The following is a 19714-nucleotide window of genomic DNA, read 5'->3' on the forward strand; positions in this document are numbered from 1 at the left end:
AGCCGCCATTATGGCGGCTTTTTTATTGTTGAGCATATTATTCGCGCAATACCTGGTAATCTTTGAAAACCGATTAAATTGCCAAAACTTCACTATGGTTTAGCAGACATTTTGAAAATTGTGATATTTGTCATTGCTTTTCTTTTTGATTTTTTAGAAAATTTATACGAATTATGTTTAATTAAGTTACAATTATTTTTTATAAATTGTAATGTATAACGAATATCTAAATAGACCATGTCCAAGGAGCAATTTATGGCGACCCGGTTATTAAAAAAGAGCTTAGCATTTGCTTTATCTGTCATCTTTATTGGAACTGCACAAGCAAGTGATCCTGTGGCATTCAACACCGAAGGATTTAGTGATTTAGTTGCAGCAAAATTTGGAAATGTTGAACCCAATGATGTACACAAAGTATTAAGTGCGGGTAAAGTATCGGATACGCTGTTAGTCTCTCTTGCCCCAAACAAAATGATTGATTTTGCTCATCCTTTTCCACAACCAACAATGACGTTTATTCCTTCATCGGCACGTGATTTATTGGCACTAGGAGGGCTGGGCGGTCACGGTAACATGATTTCTATGGAAAAAATTATCTCGCTTAAACCAGATCTTATTATTGATGTGGGAAGCGTGGGACAAAGCTATGTGGATACCGTAAAACGTGTGCATGAAAAAACTAAGGTTCCCGTGGTATTGGTGGATGGCAATTTTGCGGATACGCCACAACAAATTCGCACAGTAGCAAAATATATTGGCGATACGAAAAAAGGTGATTTGTTGGCGAATTATGCACAACGTATTTTAGATATGACCAAAGATGCTACACAAATTAATGGTGTCGCAAAATCAGTGTATTACGCACGAGGTACAGATGGTTTAGAAACGGCTGCCACCAATTCAATTCATAGCGAAGTATTAAATTGGGTCGGATTAAAAAATGTGGTGGATATGAAAAGTCAAAAAAGTACAGCACGTGTTTCGATGGAACAACTTTATAAATGGCAGCCTGATATCATCGTTACCCAAGATCCGACTGCTTATCAACATATTCAAACCTCTCCACTTTGGCATCAATTAAAAGCGGTACAAGGTAAAGATGTTTACCTCGTACCAAATAAACCATTTGGTTGGTTAGGGCAACCACCAAGTGTGAATCGCTTACTTGGTGCATTATGGCTCACGCATAAATTGGATCCAAAACGTCTAGATACTAGCGATTATCTCAATTTCGTGAAAAATTACTTCCAACTTTTTTACGATTACCAATTGACACCACAAGATGAAAAATCACTTGGTATTCTCTAAATCGCAAAATTTTTTACGAAAAAGCTGGCGACAAATCGTGCCGCCAGCTTTATTAATTGGTTGTGTGCTTACTGCCTGTTGTATTGGACAATATCCAATATCACTCCATGACTTATGGCAAAACCTCTTTTTTCCTTCGACCTCGTCTAACTCAATTATCCATACTGTATTATGGCAGGTTCGTCTCCCTCGTATTTTAACCGCTATTCTCGCAGGTGCGGCACTTTCAATGGCAGGGGCGACTTATCAAAGTATGTTTAAAAATCCGCTAGTATCCCCTGATATTTTAGGTGTCAGTGCTGGGGCAGGCTTAGGGGCGGTTGCTATTATTTTTGTTGGAGGATCGCTTTGGCAACTTCAATTAAGCGCCTTTATCGGTGGACTAGTTGCTGTTGCGATTGTCTATGCTATTGCCAAAATTGCCCGCTATCACGCCCCGATTTTAGCATTAGTTTTGGCAGGAATTGCACTCGCTGCCTTATTGAAAGCAGGAATTTCCATTTTAAAAATTTTTGCTGATCCCTATAGCCAATTAACCACCATGACTTTCTGGCTATTAGGCGCCTTAAACATGGCAACTTTCCACGATCTTGCTTTTATGGTTCCACTTATTTTACTTGCCGTACTTCCCTTAATTTTATTACGTTGGCGGATGAATTTATTAAGTTTAGAAGACGAAGAGGCGCAAAGCTTAGGCTTAAATCTCTCTCGCACCCGTTTAATCTTTATCGTTTCTGCTACCTTAATGACCTCTACTATTATTGCCGTTACGGGAATTATTGGCTGGATTGGGCTAATCGTCCCCCATGTTGCACGACTTTGGCTTGGCGAAAAAGGGAGTGATTTTCGCCAACTATTACCTGTCACGATTTTCTTTGGTAGCGCAATATTATTAATTGCTGATACTTTCTCTCGTGCCACCTTTAGTGTCGAAATTCCACTGGGGATCATTACTGCTATTGTTGGTGTGCCATTTTTTCTAGGTTTATTAATTTTAGGTGGACGTAAATGAGTTTTCTGTCCTTGCAAAATTTAGCGATTGGTTATAAAAAGAAAGTAATTGCGGATAAATTGAATATCACATTTTCTGAAAAACAGATTGTTTGTTTACTCGGTGCGAATGGGTGTGGCAAAACAACGTTATTAAAAACGATATTAGGGCTACTTCCACCCATGAGCGGAGAAATTTATCTCAATAATCAGAATTTAAAACATTATCCAACACCACAGCTAGCAAAACAGATTGCTTATGTACCGCAAGCCCATCGCCACTTTAATTTTAGTGTACAAAATGTTGTATTAATGGGACGCAATCCCTATTTAAAATGGTATCAAAGCCCCAATTCTTGTGATAAAGAAATTGCCCAAATGGCACTGGCACAAATAGGAATTGAGCATTTTTTAACGAAAAGTTTTGATAGATTAAGCGGTGGGGAACAACAACTGGTTTTGATTGCAAGAGCCTTAGCACAACAGCCCAAATTATTGATTATGGATGAACCTACTTCAAATTTAGATTTTGGTAATCAATTACGGGTTTTAGAAAAAATCAAACAGCTGAATGCTGAAACTCAATTAGGCATTTTAATGACAACGCATCAGCCTGAGCAAAGTTTACAAGTCGCAGATCGAACATTATTATTTCATCAAGGAAAAATTCTTGCTGATGATATACCGCAACGTATTTTAACCGTACAGAACCTTGCGAAAATTTATCAACTCGCCCCTGCGGTTATCCAAAAACATTTTCACTTTATGGCATAAGGAGAACTGTATGACAGACACTCAATTACCGACTATCCATGATATTGATTTTGCAACTTTATACAAAAATCATTTCCAATTATCTGCCCGCAAAGGTAAAACGGCTGAAGATTGGAAAGAAAAAGCCGAAAAAATGCAGCGTTCTGATTTCGATTTACAAAGTGAATATGTGAAACAATTTATGGCGCATATGAAACTTTCACCAACCGATACCGTATTAGATGTTGGGTGTGGCGGTGGTGCGTTAGCACTAGCAATCGCACCGCATGTTCAAGCCGTTTATGCACTAGATTTTTGCCAAGAAATGTTAGATATCGTGCAAGAACGTGCAAAATCAATGAATATCACAAATATTTATCCGATTTTGCGGGCGTGGGAAGATGATTGGGATAATGTACCTGAATGCGATATTTGTATTTCATCACGCTCCTCAATGGTAGGCGATCTCGACGATGCTTTAAATAAACTTAATCAACATGCCCGTAAAGCAGTTTATATGAGTATGCTCGTAGAAAAAGATTTTATCTCACCAGAAGTATTACGTGTGATTAATCGTGATTCTATCGGCTTTCCGAATTATATGTATGCGCTAAATTTACTTTATCAAAAAGGCTATTTTCCAACTGTAAATTTTATTGAATCTCATGGTTGCCTCGTTGAACCTAAAGCCCTCACGGCGGATCAACTCATCAAAGCCGTCAGCTGGTCAGTCGGTAAATTAACCGAGCAAGAAATCAAAGATCTCAAACTCTACCACACCGCCCACCCTGATATTAAAAGCCCTTACAACCTTTTCAGAAAATGGGCGTTATTAGAATGGAGCAAATAAGAATAACTTATTTTATTTATAAAAAATTATAATTAAATCAATTTGTTATGATTTGTACGTATTCTTTTGTTTTATTTTTAATATTTAAAAATACATTAAAAAAATGTAAAATTCATAACAATCGTTATATATTATTTTTATTTTTAGATTTTAAAATATGCAAATGCATGTGTGAATTTTAAAAAAAATAGCAATCTATAATCCGCTGAATAAACTTGCGCAGCACACAAAAAGTGCCGTAAAAAATTTAGAGGATTTATATATGAAATGTACTTTAATAAAAACAACGATAGCGATAGTGATCTCAATGACCGTGTCGGGCATGTCTTATGCTGAACAAAATCAAACGGCAAGTGAATCACAACAGAATGTCTCAGGGAATGAAACATTACAAACGGTTAAACAGAAAACTGCAATTTTAAAAAGTTTGACTAAAAGTGCGGCAGAAAAAAGTAAACGCCAAGAGGATCTTATTAAAATATTAAAAAATAAGTTTTCTAACTATGAACAGCGTTTTGGGCATAATGAAGAGCTATTAAATAAAAATTATCTAGGATTAATGGAACATCATAATCGTATTAATGATAATGCTTCCTATAACAGTGTTAATAGAGGAGTTATTGCTCAAAACACACAAGCAATAAAAAATAACTCACGCCGTATCCACAATTTAGATAAACGTGAACAACGTCATATGGCTCAAAATGCAGCATTAGCAGGCTTATTCCAACCATACTCAATCGGTCGTTTAAACGTAACTGCAGCAATGGGGCAATATCGCAGTAATAATGCGATAGCATTTGGTGCTGGTTATCGTTTTGATAACAACCTTGCAGTGAAAGCGGGATTCTCTATGAGTACTAATGCAGCGGATGATGCAGCTTATAATGTTGGTGTAAACTACGAATTCTAAGCGATAGCTTTTAATCTCACCTAACATAAAGCCCCCAATTGGGGGCTTTTTATTTCTTACGCTCCAATTTTCGGAAAAATTTATGGAATAAAAAGGAAAATGATATACTGCGGGCATTTTAGAAAAAATGAGTAAAACAATGCGTTATATTTATACTTTTATTTTTTATCTTGCGGTGCCGTTTATTTGGTTTTTTATGTGGTTGAAGGGTCGCAAGAATCCAGACTATGCCAAACGTCATATGGAGCGTTATGGGTTTTATAAAAATTTGCTAAAACCTAAGCCAAAAGGAATTGTAGTGCATGCTTCAAGTGTGGGTGAAGTGATGGTGGCGACACCTTTAGTAAAAGCTTTACAGGCACGCTATCCTGATTTAGCGATTACGTTTACCTGTATGACACCAACAGGATCGGATCAGATTAAGAAAACTTTTGGCGAAAGCGTGACGCATTGTTATTTGCCTTTTGATCTACCGTTTGCGATTAAACGTTTTTTACGTTTTATTGATCCTAAGGCAGTTATTATTATTGAAACTGAGCTTTGGGCAAATTTATTTTATGCGTTAAAATGCCAAAATATCGCATTGATGATCGCAAATGCTCGTCTTTCTGCACGCTCGAGTGCGCGTTATGCAAAATTCCAAAAAACAATGGGTGAGATTTTGCAGTGCGTTGATTTGATCGCCCCACAAGATAAACTCAGTGCCGATCGTTATTTGGCGATTGGCGCAACACCTGAGCAAGTGAAAGTCACGGGAAATATTAAGTACGATTTAACGCCCTCTGCGGAAATTTATAAAAAAATTAACGAAAATCGGGGCGTGTTTAATAAGCGTCCTGTTTGGGTGGCAGCAAGTACGCATGAGGGTGAAGAAGAGATTATTTTAGATGCTCATCAAAAGTTACGCACAAAATTTCCAAATTTATTGTTGGTGTTAGTGCCTCGTCATTTAGAAAGATTTGATGCAGTTGCTACTTTGATTAAGAATAAAAATTTAAGCTTTGTGCGTCGTAGTGAGCATCAAGGTGTAAAAAATGAAGCCGTCTTGTTAGCCGATACAATGGGCGAGTTGTTATTTTTCTATGGTTTGTGCGATGTGGCTTTTATTGGCGGCAGCTTAATTACACGTGGCGGGCATAATCCACTGGAAGCGGCAGCGTTTAAAAAGCCTATTGTATCAGGGGTCGAAGTATTTAATTTTCATGATGTTTATCAGCAACTTAACGATGCGAAAGCAGTAAGTTGGGTAGATAAGACGGTCGAAAGTGTCGCAAATGAAGTGGGATATTTATTACAAAATCCGCAGGAACGCACAAGAAATGGAGAGGCAGCCTATGCAGTTTTACAACGCAACCAAGGTGCTTTAGAAAAATTATTAGGTTTTATGCAACCTTATTTGGAGAGTTAAAATGATTAAAGTCATTTATCCTGGCACGTTTGATCCTATTACGAATGGGCATGTTGATATTATTGCTCGTGCTGCAAAATTATTTTCACAGGTTATGGTAGCAGTTGCGAAAAATCCAAGTAAAGGTACGCTCGTTTCTTTTGATGATCGTATATTTTTAACAAAAGAAGCATTGGCACATTTACCAAATGTAGAAGTAATTGGTTTTGATGGATTATTGGCAAATCTGGTAAAGGAACAGAATATCACAGCGATTGTGCGGGGGGTGCGTAATAGTATTGATTTTGAATATGAGCGCCAACTGGTAGATGTTAATGCGCATTTAGCGAATAATGTTGAGACCATTTTACTTACTGCTTCCGAAAAAGTGGGATATATTTCTTCAACCGTAGTACGAGAAGTTTTTCTTCATGAAGGCGATGTCGGTGGAATGGTGCCAGAAAATGTATTGAATTATCTTCTATCTTTAAAGTAATGGGGTAGAGGGGAGAATCAAAGAATATTAATTTAGTTACGCCTCAAAAAGCGAATAATTTTATGAGATTTATCGTATTTTTGTAGATCGGTATAAAATCACCATAAAAAAACGGACACAATAAAGACTGTCCGTTTTTTTAACAGATATAAAGAATATTCAGAGAAAGAAATATTAGACTAATTTAATAAATCTTCTGAATCACGAGTCATACGGTTTAATTTTGCTAGACCTAACCCACAACTTTTAATTTGGGTTGCTCGTTCTAGTTTTAAAATCTGTGCTTTGCTAGCATTTAATTTTGCCCGAATTTGTTCAAGATTTGGATGAGTACCAGGTTGTTTTGCTGCATCGCTTACAAGCATATCTGCTTCATCAAATAATTTTTGGCATTGAACAGGGATATTATCAATGCTAGTAGGGGCTGCAAAAGCGGAAGAAATACTACCCGCTAAAAGAGCAGAACCTAACAAAAGTTTAAATAATTTCATAAAATGAGTAAAAGTTGTACTGATTGCAAAGGTGTGCAAAATCTAACAAATTTTTTTTTTCATGTCTAGTATTTTTCTTAACATTAAAAACAAATAAATAATTAGGAAAAATTAATATTATAGAGGTATTATCTAAAAGTGGTTTTGTCTTTTTTACTCAATATGTTGATAATAACTATTACAAAAATAGGTGTTTATTGTGAATGTAATTGTAGTAGAATGGTGAAAAGTCTTGCGTATTTTTTGTGATTGTTATGAGAGATAGGCTTTTTGTAAGGTAAGAGTAACATTCACAAAAAAGGACAAAATTCAGCTTGAATATGTTTTCATTCAAGCGTCAGGGGGTGGTTGAAAAATCACTGGAAAAGCTTTTTAGCTCTTACAATACAAGGAGTTAGAGATGTTAGATATTGTTGATCTCTCTAGATTGCAGTTTGCATTAACTGCGTTGTATCACTTTTTGTTTGTACCACTAACATTAGGGTTATCCTTTATTCTTGTTATTATGGAAACCATCTATGTTGCTACAGGTAAAGAAGTGTACAAAGATATGACTAAATTCTGGGGTAAGTTATTTGGTATTAACTTTGCTCTAGGTGTTACCACTGGTATTACCATGGAATTCCAATTCGGTACTAACTGGTCATATTATTCTCATTATGTTGGTGATATTTTCGGTGCACCTCTTGCTATCGAAGCATTATTAGCATTTTTCTTAGAATCTACTTTCGTTGGTTTATTCTTCTTTGGTTGGAATCGTTTGACTAAAGGTAAACACTTAATCGCAACATACTGTGTTGCAATCGGTTCTAACTTATCTGCAATGTGGATCTTAGTTGCTAATGGTTGGATGCAACATCCAGTTGGTTCTCATTTCAATTTCGAAACCATGCGTATGGAAATGAGTAACTTCTTTGATCTTTGGTTTAACCCTACAGCGCAAGACAAATTCCTTCACACTGTAACTGCTGGTTACGTTTCAGGTGCGTTCTTCGTACTTGCAATCAGTTCTTACTACATCTTAAAAGGTCGTGACCTTGGCTTTGCAAAACGTTCATTCGCAGTTGGTGCCGTATTCGGTTTAGTTGCTACTATTGCTGTATTCTTCATGGGTGATGAATCTGCTTACAATATTGGACAAGTTCAACCAACTAAACTTGCTGCTATGGAAGCTGCATGGACAACAGAACCTGCTCCAGCTAGCTGGGATCTTGTTGCTATTCCTAATGAAGCCCAAGAAAAAAATGACTTTGAAATTTCTGTGCCATGGCTTGGCGGTATCCTTGCAACTCGTTCATTAGACAAACAATTTGCGGGTATGAAAGAGCTTATTGCGAAAAATGAAGGTCGTATTAAACAAGGTATGATTGCTTACGGTTTACTTGAACAACTTAAAGCTGAAAAAGCAAAAACTGGTCATGTAGATGAAGCAACTAAAGCGGCATTTGAAAAAGTCGAAGGTGATTTAGGTTACGGTTTCTTACTTAAAGCTTATGCACCAAACGTTGTTGATGCAACTCCAGCTCAAATTGCAAAAGCTGCACGCAACTCTGTACCAAAAGTATTACCTAACTTCTACGCATTCCGTGTAATGGCAGGTGTTTGGGGCTTAATGATTCTCCTTACTCTTGGCGCATTTACTGTGACTGTGCGTAAAGAAATCGGTAAATACCGTTGGTTATACCTCTGCTTATTATGGGGTCTTCCTCTCCCTTGGTTCGGTATCGAATGTGGTTGGTTCTTAGCTGAATTTGGTCGTCAGCCATGGACTGTATACGATATTTTACCAGTGAATATGGCAGCATCTAACCTTAGTGCGGGTGATCTCTACTTCTCTATTGGTTTACTTTGTGGCTTATATTCTATCTTTATCGTGTTCGAAAGTTTCTTAATGTTCAAATTCGGTCGTCTTGGACCAAGCTCATTAAAAACTGGTCGTTATCATTTCGAACAATCTAAATAAGTAGGAGTTTACGATGATTGATTACGAATTTCTCCGCTTTGTTTGGTGGATTTTAATAATCGTTCTACTGATCGGTTTCTCTGTGACCGATGGGTTCGATATGGGCGTACTTACACTTCTTCCTTTTGAAGGTAAAAAAGAAGTTGAAAAACGCATTATGATTAATACCATTGCACCGCACTGGGATGGAAACCAAGTTTGGTTATTAACTGCGGGTGGTGCGATGTTTGCTGCATGGCCAATTGTTTACTCAGTTTCATTCTCTGGATTTTTCATTGCAATGATTCTTGTGCTTGGCGCATTATTCTTCCGTCCAGTTGGTTTTGAATATCGTGGTAAAGTTGAAAGCACTGCATGGCGTAAATGGTGGGATTTTGGTCTATTCTTAGGCGGATTTATTCCATCAGTTGTGTTTGGTGTGGCAATCGGTAACCTTTTAGAAGGTGTTCCATTCCATTTCAACGAATTAATGCAAGCAACTTATACAGGTACTTTCTGGGGATTATTAAATCCATTCGCATTACTTTGCGGTATCTTAAGTTGTGCTATGTTAACTACTCACGGTGCAAACTGGTTACAAATGAAAACAACCGATGCATTACGTGCACGTAGCCAAAAAATCAGTGAAGTAGGTGCAATCATTACGTTAATTTTATTCGTAATTGGCGGTATTTGGTTATACTTCAAAAATGGTTTTGTATTAACAAGCGAAGTGAACCCTTATGGTCCATCTAACCCTATGGGTAAAGACGTTGTGATGCAAGCAGGTGCGTGGTTCAACAACTATAACTCACACCCAGTGCTTTACATCTTCCCATTAATTGCAATTATCGCTCCGATTTTCAATGTGATTTTCTCTAAAGCGAATCGTAATGGTTGGGCATTCTTCTCATCTGCGTTAACAATGCTTGGCATTATTACCACTTTTGCGATTGCAATGTTCCCATTCATTATGCCTTCAAGCACAAATCCAGGCATGAGTTTATTAATGTGGGATGCAACATCTAGCCAATTAACCTTGACTATTATGTTTGTACTTGCGCTTATCTTTACAGTTATCCTTTTGGCATACACCATTTGGGCATACATCAAAATGTTTGGTCGTATTGACGCGAACTATATTGAAAGCGGTAAAAACCCAACATACTAAGGAGAAAGGCATATGTTTTATCTATTATGGGCATTCGGCTTAGCATTTACTATCTTACTTACTGCGATTATCGTAATGAGTATTGAAAAAACAGGTAAATTTGACGAATAAGATCAAAGTTTACTAAAGTTGAAATAGTGAAAAGGGTACAGTAATGTACCCTTTTTTATTTGTATATCTTTTATCTTGTTAAATCATAAGCATAAATTTTGTGAATTGTGTCACATTACCTAAGATAATCTTGCGTTAGACTAATACTCGCCTTCTTAAGCTATGCTGGATGGTTCGATTTAACTTCGTATTATTTATTAATAGGGTATAAGTACGTTCTATTAATTTTCTAAGATTGGGTGGCAATTTTGCCACCTTTTTATTTTCTCAAGAACACGCCCCGATTTTCCTAAGAATTTATGCATTATTTTTTATGGTATTAAAATAAGGAGAAAAAGCATATAATGTCCAAATTCTTATAGGGAGTTTGAAGTGTATCTTCTTGTTTAAACAGGAGGATTATGCTAAAAATTGCTTTTATTTCATGAGTTCTAAGGAAGTTTGCAATGATGGTAGAAAAGTTTCCCGTTCGTATTTATTTTGAAGATACCGATGCTGGTGGTGTGGTTTATCATGCACGTTATTTACATTTTTTTGAACGTGCACGTACCGAATATTTACGTCATTTAGATTTTTCACAACAACGCTTAATTGATGAATTTGATTTAGCATTTGTTGTCAAAAAAATGGATATTGATTTTATTTTTCCAGCACGTTTAGATGATGCGTTAGAAGTGGAAACTGAAATTACTGAAATCCGTGGCGCAAGTATTTTCTTTAATCAGCGCTTAGTACGCGATGAAACAGTACTTTGTACAGCAACAGTCATTATTGCTTGTGTGAATTTAAGCAAAATGAAACCTGTACCATTGCCATCAACAATTAAAGACGCACTTCTTAACGCTCATTCTGCATAATTAGGGATTCGAATGAATACAGAATTAAATTTAATCCAGATTTTTTTGGATGCTAGTCCAGTCGTGCAAGCGATTATCGGCATTTTATTGATTTTATCCATTCTTTCATGGGGAATTATTTTCCAACGCCATCGCATGCTACGTAATGCTCAACAAGAGGCGAATCGTTTTGAGGAACGTTTTTGGTCAGGCGAAGATCTTTATCGTCTTTATGACAGTGTTGAACGTAATCGTAATGATGCTAGCGGTAATGAACATATTTTTTATGTTGGATTTAAAGAGTTTACTCGCTTAGAAAAATTACCATTAAGCTCACCTGAAAGTGTGTTGCAGGGTAGTGAACGAGCAATGACTTTAGCGATGAATCGTGAAGTAGAAAATCTTGAGAATAACATCCCATTTTTAGGAACCGTTGCTTCAGTGAGTCCATATATTGGTCTTTTCGGTACGGTTTGGGGAATTATGGCAGCCTTTATGGCATTAAATGGTGCGCAGCAAGCGACTTTACAAATGGTTGCACCGGGTATCGCAGAAGCATTAATTGCAACGGCGATGGGGCTTTTAGCCGCAATTCCTGCGGTTATGGCATATAACCGTTTAAGCCTACGCTTAACGAAAGTAGAGCAAAGCTACGAAAACTTTATTGATGAATTTACACAAATTTTGCATCGTCGCTTATCTACACAAGGCACTCAAAAATAAGATTATTCACCGTATAAATTGAGAGAATATTATGACTTATCGTCGTCGTAAAAGTCGTCGAAATATTAAAGCTGAAATTAATATCGTACCGTTTTTAGATGTATTGTTGGTGCTTTTATTAATTTTTATGGCTACGGCACCTGTAATTAGCCAAAGCGTAAAAGTTGATCTACCTGATGCGACGGTATCAGAAAATGTAAATTCAAGTTCAGCAACGCCCGTTATTTTAGAAGTTCCAGGCGATGGATTTTATCGTTTGTCAATTGGTAATAAACATTACGATAATTTAAGCGATGTTCAAGTTGTCCTCTTAGCAAAAACTGAGTACCAACGTGATCCGAAAAGCCTTTTCTTGGTTGGCGGAGCAAAACAAATTCCTTACGAACAAGTGATGAATGCCTTGAATCTATTGCATGAAGCAGGGATCCAATCGGTTGGGCTTATGACAAACCCAGTGTCTAAGAAAGGATAAGGTTTATGAAATTTTCTGCAGATAATGACAATATTATTGCCGATAAATTAAAACAGAAGAGTACACGTCGTCCTTTTTTAGTTTCATTCTTTTTGCACATTCTTGTTCTTCTATTGCTAGTGTGGCTTTTCTTTTCTGAAAAACCAATGGGCAATGGCGGAAATGGCGAGCAGGGACAACATATTGATGCCATTATGGTGAATACGGATCAAGCTGCGGTAGCGAAAAAGGCTCAGTATGCAGAACAGCAACGTATCGCTAAACAAAAACAACTTGAAGAACAAAAACGCCAGCAAGAATTACTAAAACAGAAACAGCTTGAAGATCAAAAGCGCCAACAGGAATTGCTTAAACAGCAACAACTTGAAGAACAAAAACGTCAACAAGAATTGTTAAGGCAACAGCAACTTGAGGCACAACGTCAAGCAGAAATTGCAAAACAAAAAGCAATCGCTGAAGCAAAAGCGAAAGCAGATGCTATTGCGAAAGCTCAAGCAGAGGCGGCTGCAAAAGCCAAAGCGGCAGCCGAGGCAAAGGCTAAGGCAGAAGCGGAAGCGAAGGCAAAAGCGGAGGCATTAGCGAAAGCACAGGCAGCCGCAAAGGCAAAAGCAGCTGCAGAAGCAAAGGCGAAAGCTGAAGCCATTGCTAAGGCGCAAGCAGAGGCAAAAGCGAAGGCAGAGGCGATTGCAAAAGCGAAAGCGGAAAAAATCCGACAGGCAAAAATTGCTGCACAAAAATTAGCAGAACAAAAACGCCTTAAAGCTGAGCAAGAGCAACAAGCCCAGCAAAATGCGGTTAATGAGTTTTTAGATGGTGATAGCATAAGTGCATCATCAGCCGCTGTAGCGAATGGGCATTCAGGCGGAAAAAAGGGGCAAGAAATGTGTTCTAATCTGAAAGGATATTTACGTGCTATTTGTCGCCCGCTTATGCAGAATTTTGCACAGAACAGTTATTTCCATGGGCAAACGTGTGATGTGATTTTAGATATTGCACCGAATGGTGATATTGTAAATCGTCATATTAAACAAGGCTCATCTGACAATGTGTGCGGTGCAGCATTAGAAGCGGTAGCAAAAACAGGGCATTTACCGCCACCTCCGAATAGACAGCGCCGTTTACAGGAGTTTACCTTTAGTTGGTAATTATTAAGAAATAAAAAGCGTCTTTTAAAAGACGCTTTTTTATCGTTACGCCTCAATTTTCATAAAATTTTATGGAAAAAGTGGCGTGATTAATGATTATTCATCATCATCTAAAAATTGACCATCTTCGCCGTATTCATCTTCATCCGCATTTGGATCTTCAAAATAAGTTCCCCAACCGTCATAAATACCACCGAATTTTTCTACTAACGGAATGATGATTTCTTGTTGTTTATCAATAAGTTCTGGGGTAAGTTTTGCTTCGCTTAAAATATCAAAACCAAAGAAAGTTTGACCTTCTTCTTCAAATTCTTCTGCATCTGAAACTTCAAATTCTAATTTAAAAGCTTCAACGGCAATTTTTTCAAGTTTATCAAAATCAGAATGAATGATGTGATGTTCGATAATATAAAGTGCATCAGGATCGCTACCATCATTAAAAAGATCGGTAATGATTTCACGGGTTTCTGCTTTAAATTCATCAAGTTGTTGCTGTTCCATAATTGCTCCTCGCATCTATTTGGATGGCGGGCATTTTAGCGGATTTAGAGCATTTTACAAAGATTAAAAAAACGGCGTTTAATAATCTATATCTAGATTCTTCTTTATTTGTTTAAAAATCCCGCTATAATTTAGTCCTTTTTGTTTCACACAAGGGAATTTTATGACTTTTGTAGATTTATTAGGTTATGGGGCAATGTTTTCCATCGCCATCGCATTTATGATGAAAGATATCGTGGCGTTACGTGCGTTAAATATTCTTGGTGCGGTATTATTCATTATTTATAGCCTTTTACTTCCAACCCCTGCGTATCCAGTTGCTGGCTTGAACGTTTTCATTGCACTCGTAAATATTTACTACGTATTTAAATTGACACGCAAAGATAAAAAATAAAATTATCTTTTATCTTAGAAAAGAACACGCATTATGCGTGTTTTTTTATTTTTGTCGTAAACCAGTTAGAATAAGACCCCTGTAATTTTAAAGATATTTAGAAAAAGATGATACTTTTTACGAATTTAACGTTAAAACGTGGACACACCACGTTAGTTGAACAAGCAAATGCGAGCATCGCACCGGGACAAAAGGTGGGACTCGTTGGGAAAAATGGTTGTGGTAAATCAAGTTTACTCGCCTTATTAAAACAACAAATGACAAGCGAAGAAGGCGAAGTATCTTTTCCAAAATCGTGGCGATTATCATGGGTAAACCAAGAAACGCCTGCATTGGATATTTCTGCTTTAGATTATGTTTTGCAAGGCGATCGTGTTTATTGCGAGCTTAAAGCAGCATTAGAAAAAGCAAATCATGAGAATAATGGACATGCTATTGCACATATTCATGAGCAATTAGATACGATTGATGCCTGGACGATTGAGGCACGTGCGAGCAGTTTATTAAACGGTTTAGGTTTTTCGCAATCACAACTGCAACAACCCGTAAAATCATTCTCAGGGGGTTGGCGAATGCGCCTTAACTTAGCCCAAGCCTTGTTATGCCCATCAGATTTATTACTTCTCGATGAACCAACAAACCACTTGGATCTTGATGCTGTTATTTGGTTAGAGCGCTGGTTAAAACAATACCAAGGCACATTAGTATTAATTTCGCATGACCGTGATTTTCTTGATCCGATCGTGGGCAAAATTTTGCATATCGAGCAGCAAAAATTAAACGAATATACGGGGGATTATTCATCTTTTGAAATTCAACGTGCGACCAAGTTAGCACAGCAAAATGCTTTACATCGTCAACAGCAACAGAAGATTGAGCATTTACAAAGTTATATTAATCGATTCAAGGCTAAAGCAACTAAGGCAAAACAAGCACAAAGCCGTATGAAAGCCTTAGAAAAAATGGAATTAATCGCCCCAGCTTATGTAGATAATCCATTTAAGTTTGCTTTCCGTCCACCACTTGCATTACCAAGTCCATTACTTTCGATGGAAAAAATTAATGCGGGATATGAAAAGGATGGGGAGTTTAAAGAAATTTTACAGCAAATAAAATTAAACCTCGTACCAGGTTCTCGAATCGGTTTGCTTGGTAAAAATGGGGCGGGTAAATCGACACTAATTAAATTATTGGCGGGCGAATTAGCTCCACATGAAGGTACAATTCAGCTAGCTAAAGGCGTTCAGCTTGGCTATTTTGCCCAACATCAATTAGATACCTTGCGTGCAGATGAAAGCCCATTATGGCATCTGCAAAAGCTTGCACCAGAAAAAACTGAACAGGAATTACGTGATTACCTTGGGGGCTTTGCATTCCATGGCGATAAAGTAAATCAAACTGTTAAATTATTTTCAGGTGGCGAAAAAGCACGTCTTGTTTTGGCTTTAATTGTGTGGCAACGTCCTAATCTATTATTACTTGATGAACCAACCAACCATTTAGACTTAGATATGCGTCAGGCATTAACTGAAGCTTTAGTGGATTTCCAAGGTTCATTGGTGGTGGTTTCGCATGATCGTCATCTTTTGCGTAATACTGTAGATGAGTTTTATCTTGTTCATGACAAAAAAGTCGAGGAATTTAAAGGCGATATCGAAGATTATCAAAAATGGCTTTCTGAGGCGAATGCGAGTGATTTAAAAGCAGAAGTTGCACCAGCCGAGAAGAAAGCAGAAGAGCCTTCACGCAAAGAGCAAAAACGCAAAGAAGCTGAACTTCGCCAACAACTAGCTCCCCTTAAAAAAGAAATGGCGAAGTTAGAAAAACAAATGGAAAAATTCCAAGCTCAGCTAACGGATATGGAAAATCAGCTTGCTGATCCTGCAATGTATGAGGCAGAGAATAAAACGAAATTGACCACTTTGATTCAAGAACAGGTTGCGTGTAAAGCACAGTTGGAAGAAGTGGAATTGGAATGGTTTGAATTGCAGGAGAAGATAGAGGAAATGATAGGGGGGTAGTGTTTCATTTTCTTTGCTTGTGCAAGACAAACCGCAGGTTTGAACGTTGCGAAGCAACGACCCGAAGAGCGAGCGTAAGCGAGTAAAACGAACCAAAAGAAAGCACACCCCGATAAATCGCTGTTCTTTGCTTGGTAAAATTTTTCTTAACGCAAATTAGGGCAACTCGGGATTGTTACTTTTTGCTCGTGCAAAAAGTAACGCAAAAACACGCCCCTGATAAATCACTTATCCTCACTTTGTGGAAATTTTTTTAACGGTTTTTTTGTAACTCGCTACGCTAAGACAGGACAAAAAAACCTAAAAATTTCCAGTCGCTCAGGCGATTTATAAGGGAACCCGTGGAGCGGTTCTTGAAGTTTCAGGAGTTTTAAAAATAAAATCATGCCCGATTTTCGTAAAAATTTATGATTTTTGGGGCGTGATTTTTTTATTTACGGGTTTTTTTGAGGTGATGAATCACTTGATTGCTTGAGCCTCGCCATAATAGGCTTGGGTCGGCGAGTTCTTGGACAAATTTTCCATCGATGAGTACATCAATGTATTCAAGTAATTCTAATTGGATGCCTGAAAGTTCATCAATTTTGTAACCTGTCCATGCCCAGATGTCTTTATCAGGGCATTCGGTTTTGATACGTTTCACCAATTTTAAAAGGGTCGGGACGTTTGTTGGGAGGAATGGATCTCCGCCAGAAAGGCTAATGCCTTGGCGCGGAATCCGAGTATCCTTAAGATCCATAATAATATGATCTTCCATGGCTTGATCAAAGGGCACTCCAGCACTTGGTGACCAGCTTTTTTGATTATAACAGCCACGGCATTGATGAATACAACCACTAACGAAAAGCGTGCAACGCACGCCTTCGCCATTTACGACATCAACAGGATAATATTGTAAATAATTCATAACTGCTTACAGGTGTTTAACGCGACGTTGCACTTCTGCTTGTTTACCTGCATTGAATGGACGTGCATCTGGACTACCTAAGTAACCGCAAACTCGGCGGGTAACCGATACGGTTTCACTATTGTGGTTACCACATTTCGGACAGGTAAAACCTTTACTTGTACATTCAAATTCGCCTGTAAAGCCACATTCGTAGCATTCATCAATTGGGGTATTGGTACCGTAATATGGCACACGATCATAGCTATAATCCCAAACAGTTTCTAAGGCTTTGAGATTATTTTGCATATTCGGAAATTCGCCGTAGCAAATAAAACCGCCATTCGCTAAAGATGGATAAGGCATTTCAAAATCAATTTTATCGAATGGGTTAACTTTTTTCTCTACATCAAGATGGAAACTATTGGTGTAGTAACCTTTATCTGTAACATTTGGAATAACGCCAAATGCTTGGCTATCTAAGCGACAGAAACGATCGCAAAGATTTTCACTTGGTGTTGAGTAAAGGCTAAATGCGTATCCTGTTTCTTCTTTCCATTGTTTGGTTGCATCGCTTAAGTGACGAACAATTTCTATACCTTTTTCTTGAAGCATTTCATTATCATAAATATGTTCGCCAAATAGTGCATAAAGGGTTTCGTGAATACCGATATAGCCAAGAGAAACAGAAGCACGTCCATTTTTAAAAATATCAGCCACATAGTCTTCGGCATTTAGACGGACACCGCATGCACCTTCCATATAAAGAATTGGCGCAACTTTAGCTTTAGTGTTTTCTAAGCGAGCGATACGTGTCATTAAGGCTTTTTTCGCAAGGGCTAGACGTTGATCTAAAATTTCATAGAAACGTTTTTCATCACCGTTCGCTTCAATCGCAATACGTGGAAGGTTAATACTGACCACGCCAAGATTATTACGACCACTATGAACTTCTTCACCTTTTTCATTGAGATACGGATTAAGGAAACTACGGCAACCCATTGGTGCTTTAAATGAACCCGTTACTTTAACAACTTGATCGTAGTTTAGAATATCTGGATACATACGTTTGCTTGCACATTCCAAAGCCAGTTGTTTGATGTCGTAATTTGGATCGGTCGGTTGTGCATTTAACCCACGTTTTACGGTAAATACTAATTTTGGAAAAACAGGGGTTTTGTGGTTTTTACCTAAACCATGAATGCGGTTTTGCAAAATTGATTTTTGGATAAGTTTTGCTTGCCAGCTTTCACCTAAACCAAATCCAAAAGTAACAAACGGTGTTTGACCATTTGCTGTATGTAAAGTGTTCACTTCATATTCAAGTGATTGGAATGCATCGTAACATTCTTTGGCAATTAATGCGTCTGCGTAACCTTGTTTATCAGGTACTTGCCAACGTTCTGCATTGCGAAGGTGCTTTTCATAACTAAGTTGGACAAAAGGTGCTAAAACCTCATCAATACGATCGATAGTAGTACCACCATAAATATGGCTTGCCACTTGAGCAATGATTTGAGCTGTAACGGCAGCTGCGGTAGTAATCGATTTTGGTGGTTCAATTTCCGCATTTCCCATTTTAAAACCATTGGTTAGCATGCCATTTAGGTCAACTAACATACAGTTAAACATTGGGAAAAATGGAGCGTAATCTAGGTCGTGATAGTGAATTTCGCCTTTATCATGCGCTTCGACAATGTCTTTTGGCAAAATATAAGATTTTGCGTAGTCTTTTGCGACAATGCCTGCAAGAAGATCACGTTGGGTTGGGATAACTTTCGCATCCTTATTGGCATTTTCATTCAAAATGGCAATATTAGTTTGGTCGATTAGCCCTTCGATTTCACGGGTTAAAGCGCTGCGTTTGCCACGTTGGATATCACGATCATGGCGATATTCAATGTAAGCACGTGCGATTTCTGGATATTCACTGTGCATTAGGACTTCTTCAACAGTATTTTGAATGCAAGAGATATCGACACTTTCGGAATATTGTGCTGTTATTCTTTTTTGTACTTCTTCACCAATTTTCTGACAAAAATCATCATTTTGAATGTGACACGCTGAACTTGCAGCTTTAATAGCATTAATTATACAGCGAATATCAAAAGGAGCTTTAGCCCCATCTCGTTTAATAACTAACATAATATCCTCAGGCTTAGTATTTAAAGTGTTTTCTTTTTAAAGATGACATCATTAAATTCGGTGAAGTCTACCATTGCTCAGCCGTTTTTCCTAGATGTGAAAATTTACATGAACCAAAGGGAACGGCATGCAACCCCATATAATCAGTATGTTTGTATAAAATATATACGAATTAACTG

General features: G+C 37.6%; 20 protein-coding genes. 16 read left to right on the top strand and 4 right to left on the bottom strand.

Annotated features, from left to right (window positions below):
• Positions 1-255 precede the first annotated feature (255 nt).
• The 7 genes from EL259_RS06160 to coaD all read left to right on the top strand — a co-directional run bounded on the left by EL259_RS06160 (position 256) and on the right by coaD (position 6697).
• A complete protein-coding gene (locus EL259_RS06160) occupies positions 256-1308 on the top strand; it encodes an ABC transporter substrate-binding protein (protein WP_172594229.1) in 1053 nt (350 codons plus the stop codon).
• Positions 1283-2320, top strand: a complete 1038-nt coding sequence (locus tag EL259_RS06165) for a FecCD family ABC transporter permease (RefSeq protein WP_126599963.1) — start codon at positions 1283-1285, stop codon at positions 2318-2320. The genes EL259_RS06160 and EL259_RS06165 overlap by 26 nt, the downstream gene beginning before the upstream one ends.
• A complete protein-coding gene (locus EL259_RS06170; protein ID WP_126599965.1) occupies positions 2317-3072 on the top strand; it encodes an ABC transporter ATP-binding protein in 756 nt (251 codons plus the stop codon). The genes EL259_RS06165 and EL259_RS06170 overlap by 4 nt, the downstream gene beginning before the upstream one ends.
• Before the next feature lie 10 nt (positions 3073-3082).
• On the top strand, positions 3083-3901 hold the full coding sequence (locus EL259_RS06175) for a class I SAM-dependent methyltransferase (RefSeq protein ID WP_126599967.1): 819 nt from the start codon (positions 3083-3085) through the stop codon (positions 3899-3901).
• A gap of 262 nt (positions 3902-4163) precedes the next feature.
• Positions 4164-4814, top strand: coding sequence for a YadA C-terminal domain-containing protein (locus EL259_RS06180; protein WP_126599969.1), 651 nt, complete (start codon positions 4164-4166; stop codon positions 4812-4814).
• A 139-nt stretch (positions 4815-4953) separates the two neighbouring features.
• Positions 4954-6222: a lipid IV(A) 3-deoxy-D-manno-octulosonic acid transferase gene (gene waaA, locus EL259_RS06185; protein ID WP_126599971.1), complete on the top strand. Its 1269-nt coding sequence runs from the start codon at positions 4954-4956 to the stop codon at positions 6220-6222.
• A gap of 1 nt (position 6223) precedes the next feature.
• Positions 6224-6697, top strand: a complete 474-nt coding sequence (coaD, locus tag EL259_RS06190) for a pantetheine-phosphate adenylyltransferase (protein ID WP_126599973.1) — start codon at positions 6224-6226, stop codon at positions 6695-6697.
• Between the two features lie 179 nt (positions 6698-6876).
• Here the strand turns inward: coaD and EL259_RS06195 are convergent, their stop codons facing one another.
• Positions 6877-7188 (bottom strand): DUF5339 domain-containing protein, encoded by a 312-nt coding sequence (locus EL259_RS06195; protein ID WP_172594230.1) that lies wholly within the window; start codon positions 7186-7188, stop codon positions 6877-6879.
• A gap of 400 nt (positions 7189-7588) precedes the next feature.
• Between EL259_RS06195 and EL259_RS06200 the strand changes: the two genes are divergently transcribed.
• The 7 genes from EL259_RS06200 to tolA all read left to right on the top strand — a co-directional run bounded on the left by EL259_RS06200 (position 7589) and on the right by tolA (position 13588).
• On the top strand, positions 7589-9151 hold the full coding sequence (locus EL259_RS06200) for a cytochrome ubiquinol oxidase subunit I (protein ID WP_126599975.1): 1563 nt from the start codon (positions 7589-7591) through the stop codon (positions 9149-9151).
• Between the two features lie 13 nt (positions 9152-9164).
• Positions 9165-10301, top strand: a complete 1137-nt coding sequence (gene cydB, locus EL259_RS06205) for a cytochrome d ubiquinol oxidase subunit II (protein ID WP_126599977.1) — start codon at positions 9165-9167, stop codon at positions 10299-10301.
• Between the two features lie 12 nt (positions 10302-10313).
• Complete coding sequence (locus EL259_RS06210) at positions 10314-10412, top strand: cytochrome bd oxidase small subunit, CydX/CbdX family (protein WP_126599979.1); 99 nt, start codon at positions 10314-10316, stop codon at positions 10410-10412.
• Positions 10413-10858: 446 nt separating this feature from the next.
• Complete coding sequence (gene ybgC, locus EL259_RS06215; RefSeq protein ID WP_408608224.1) at positions 10859-11269, top strand: tol-pal system-associated acyl-CoA thioesterase; 411 nt, start codon at positions 10859-10861, stop codon at positions 11267-11269.
• Between the two features lie 12 nt (positions 11270-11281).
• Positions 11282-11971 (top strand): protein TolQ, encoded by a 690-nt coding sequence (gene tolQ, locus EL259_RS06220; RefSeq protein WP_126599981.1) that lies wholly within the window; start codon positions 11282-11284, stop codon positions 11969-11971.
• 31 nt (positions 11972-12002) lie between these two features.
• Positions 12003-12443: a colicin uptake protein TolR gene (gene tolR, locus EL259_RS06225; protein ID WP_126599983.1), complete on the top strand. Its 441-nt coding sequence runs from the start codon at positions 12003-12005 to the stop codon at positions 12441-12443.
• A 5-nt stretch (positions 12444-12448) separates the two neighbouring features.
• Positions 12449-13588, top strand: a complete 1140-nt coding sequence (gene tolA / locus EL259_RS06230) for a cell envelope integrity protein TolA (RefSeq protein ID WP_126599985.1) — start codon at positions 12449-12451, stop codon at positions 13586-13588.
• 96 nt (positions 13589-13684) lie between these two features.
• Here the strand turns inward: tolA and rraB are convergent, their stop codons facing one another.
• Positions 13685-14089, bottom strand: coding sequence for a ribonuclease E inhibitor RraB (gene rraB / locus EL259_RS06235; RefSeq protein ID WP_126599987.1), 405 nt, complete (start codon positions 14087-14089; stop codon positions 13685-13687).
• Between the two features lie 163 nt (positions 14090-14252).
• Between rraB and EL259_RS06240 the strand changes: the two genes are divergently transcribed.
• Entirely contained in the window at positions 14253-14483 is a 231-nt protein-coding gene (locus EL259_RS06240) for a YgjV family protein (protein WP_126599989.1), read from the top strand.
• A 107-nt stretch (positions 14484-14590) separates the two neighbouring features.
• Positions 14591-16504 carry an ABC transporter ATP-binding protein gene (locus tag EL259_RS06245; protein WP_126599991.1) on the top strand — a complete coding sequence of 638 codons (1914 nt, stop codon included), beginning with the start codon at positions 14591-14593 and terminating at the stop codon, positions 16502-16504.
• A 430-nt stretch (positions 16505-16934) separates the two neighbouring features.
• Here EL259_RS06245 and nrdG read toward each other — a convergent pair whose 3' ends face one another.
• Together nrdG and nrdD are read right to left on the bottom strand one after the other, a co-directional pair.
• On the bottom strand, positions 16935-17411 hold the full coding sequence (gene nrdG / locus EL259_RS06250; RefSeq protein ID WP_126599993.1) for an anaerobic ribonucleoside-triphosphate reductase-activating protein: 477 nt from the start codon (positions 17409-17411) through the stop codon (positions 16935-16937).
• 6 nt (positions 17412-17417) lie between these two features.
• Positions 17418-19535 (bottom strand): anaerobic ribonucleoside-triphosphate reductase, encoded by a 2118-nt coding sequence (gene nrdD, locus EL259_RS06255; protein WP_126599995.1) that lies wholly within the window; start codon positions 19533-19535, stop codon positions 17418-17420.
• Between the last annotated feature and the right edge of the window lie 179 nt (positions 19536-19714).

Origin of the sequence: Actinobacillus delphinicola (assembly GCF_900638385.1) — a bacterium.
Lineage (GTDB): Bacteria > Pseudomonadota > Gammaproteobacteria > Enterobacterales > Pasteurellaceae > Actinobacillus_C > Actinobacillus_C delphinicola.

Excerpts from the sequence above, each read along its gene's own strand:
- EL259_RS06160 (WP_172594229.1), top strand. The coding sequence starts at position 256 with ATGGCGACCCGGTTATTAAAAAAGAGCTTAGCATTTGCTTTATCTGTC.
- EL259_RS06165 (WP_126599963.1), top strand. The coding sequence starts at position 1,283 with ATGAAAAATCACTTGGTATTCTCTAAATCGCAAAATTTTTTACGAAAA.
- EL259_RS06170 (WP_126599965.1), top strand. The coding sequence starts at position 2,317 with ATGAGTTTTCTGTCCTTGCAAAATTTAGCGATTGGTTATAAAAAGAAA.
- EL259_RS06175 (WP_126599967.1), top strand. The coding sequence starts at position 3,083 with ATGACAGACACTCAATTACCGACTATCCATGATATTGATTTTGCAACT.
- EL259_RS06180 (WP_126599969.1), top strand. The coding sequence starts at position 4,164 with ATGAAATGTACTTTAATAAAAACAACGATAGCGATAGTGATCTCAATG.
- waaA (WP_126599971.1), top strand. The coding sequence starts at position 4,954 with ATGCGTTATATTTATACTTTTATTTTTTATCTTGCGGTGCCGTTTATT.
- coaD (WP_126599973.1), top strand. The coding sequence starts at position 6,224 with ATGATTAAAGTCATTTATCCTGGCACGTTTGATCCTATTACGAATGGG.
- EL259_RS06195 (WP_172594230.1), bottom strand. The coding sequence starts at position 7,188 with ATGAAATTATTTAAACTTTTGTTAGGTTCTGCTCTTTTAGCGGGTAGT.
- EL259_RS06200 (WP_126599975.1), top strand. The coding sequence starts at position 7,589 with ATGTTAGATATTGTTGATCTCTCTAGATTGCAGTTTGCATTAACTGCG.
- cydB (WP_126599977.1), top strand. The coding sequence starts at position 9,165 with ATGATTGATTACGAATTTCTCCGCTTTGTTTGGTGGATTTTAATAATC.
- EL259_RS06210 (WP_126599979.1), top strand. The coding sequence starts at position 10,314 with ATGTTTTATCTATTATGGGCATTCGGCTTAGCATTTACTATCTTACTT.
- ybgC (WP_408608224.1), top strand. The coding sequence starts at position 10,859 with ATGATGGTAGAAAAGTTTCCCGTTCGTATTTATTTTGAAGATACCGAT.
- tolQ (WP_126599981.1), top strand. The coding sequence starts at position 11,282 with ATGAATACAGAATTAAATTTAATCCAGATTTTTTTGGATGCTAGTCCA.
- tolR (WP_126599983.1), top strand. The coding sequence starts at position 12,003 with ATGACTTATCGTCGTCGTAAAAGTCGTCGAAATATTAAAGCTGAAATT.
- tolA (WP_126599985.1), top strand. The coding sequence starts at position 12,449 with ATGAAATTTTCTGCAGATAATGACAATATTATTGCCGATAAATTAAAA.
- rraB (WP_126599987.1), bottom strand. The coding sequence starts at position 14,089 with ATGGAACAGCAACAACTTGATGAATTTAAAGCAGAAACCCGTGAAATC.
- EL259_RS06240 (WP_126599989.1), top strand. The coding sequence starts at position 14,253 with ATGACTTTTGTAGATTTATTAGGTTATGGGGCAATGTTTTCCATCGCC.
- EL259_RS06245 (WP_126599991.1), top strand. The coding sequence starts at position 14,591 with ATGATACTTTTTACGAATTTAACGTTAAAACGTGGACACACCACGTTA.
- nrdG (WP_126599993.1), bottom strand. The coding sequence starts at position 17,411 with ATGAATTATTTACAATATTATCCTGTTGATGTCGTAAATGGCGAAGGC.
- nrdD (WP_126599995.1), bottom strand. The coding sequence starts at position 19,535 with ATGTTAGTTATTAAACGAGATGGGGCTAAAGCTCCTTTTGATATTCGC.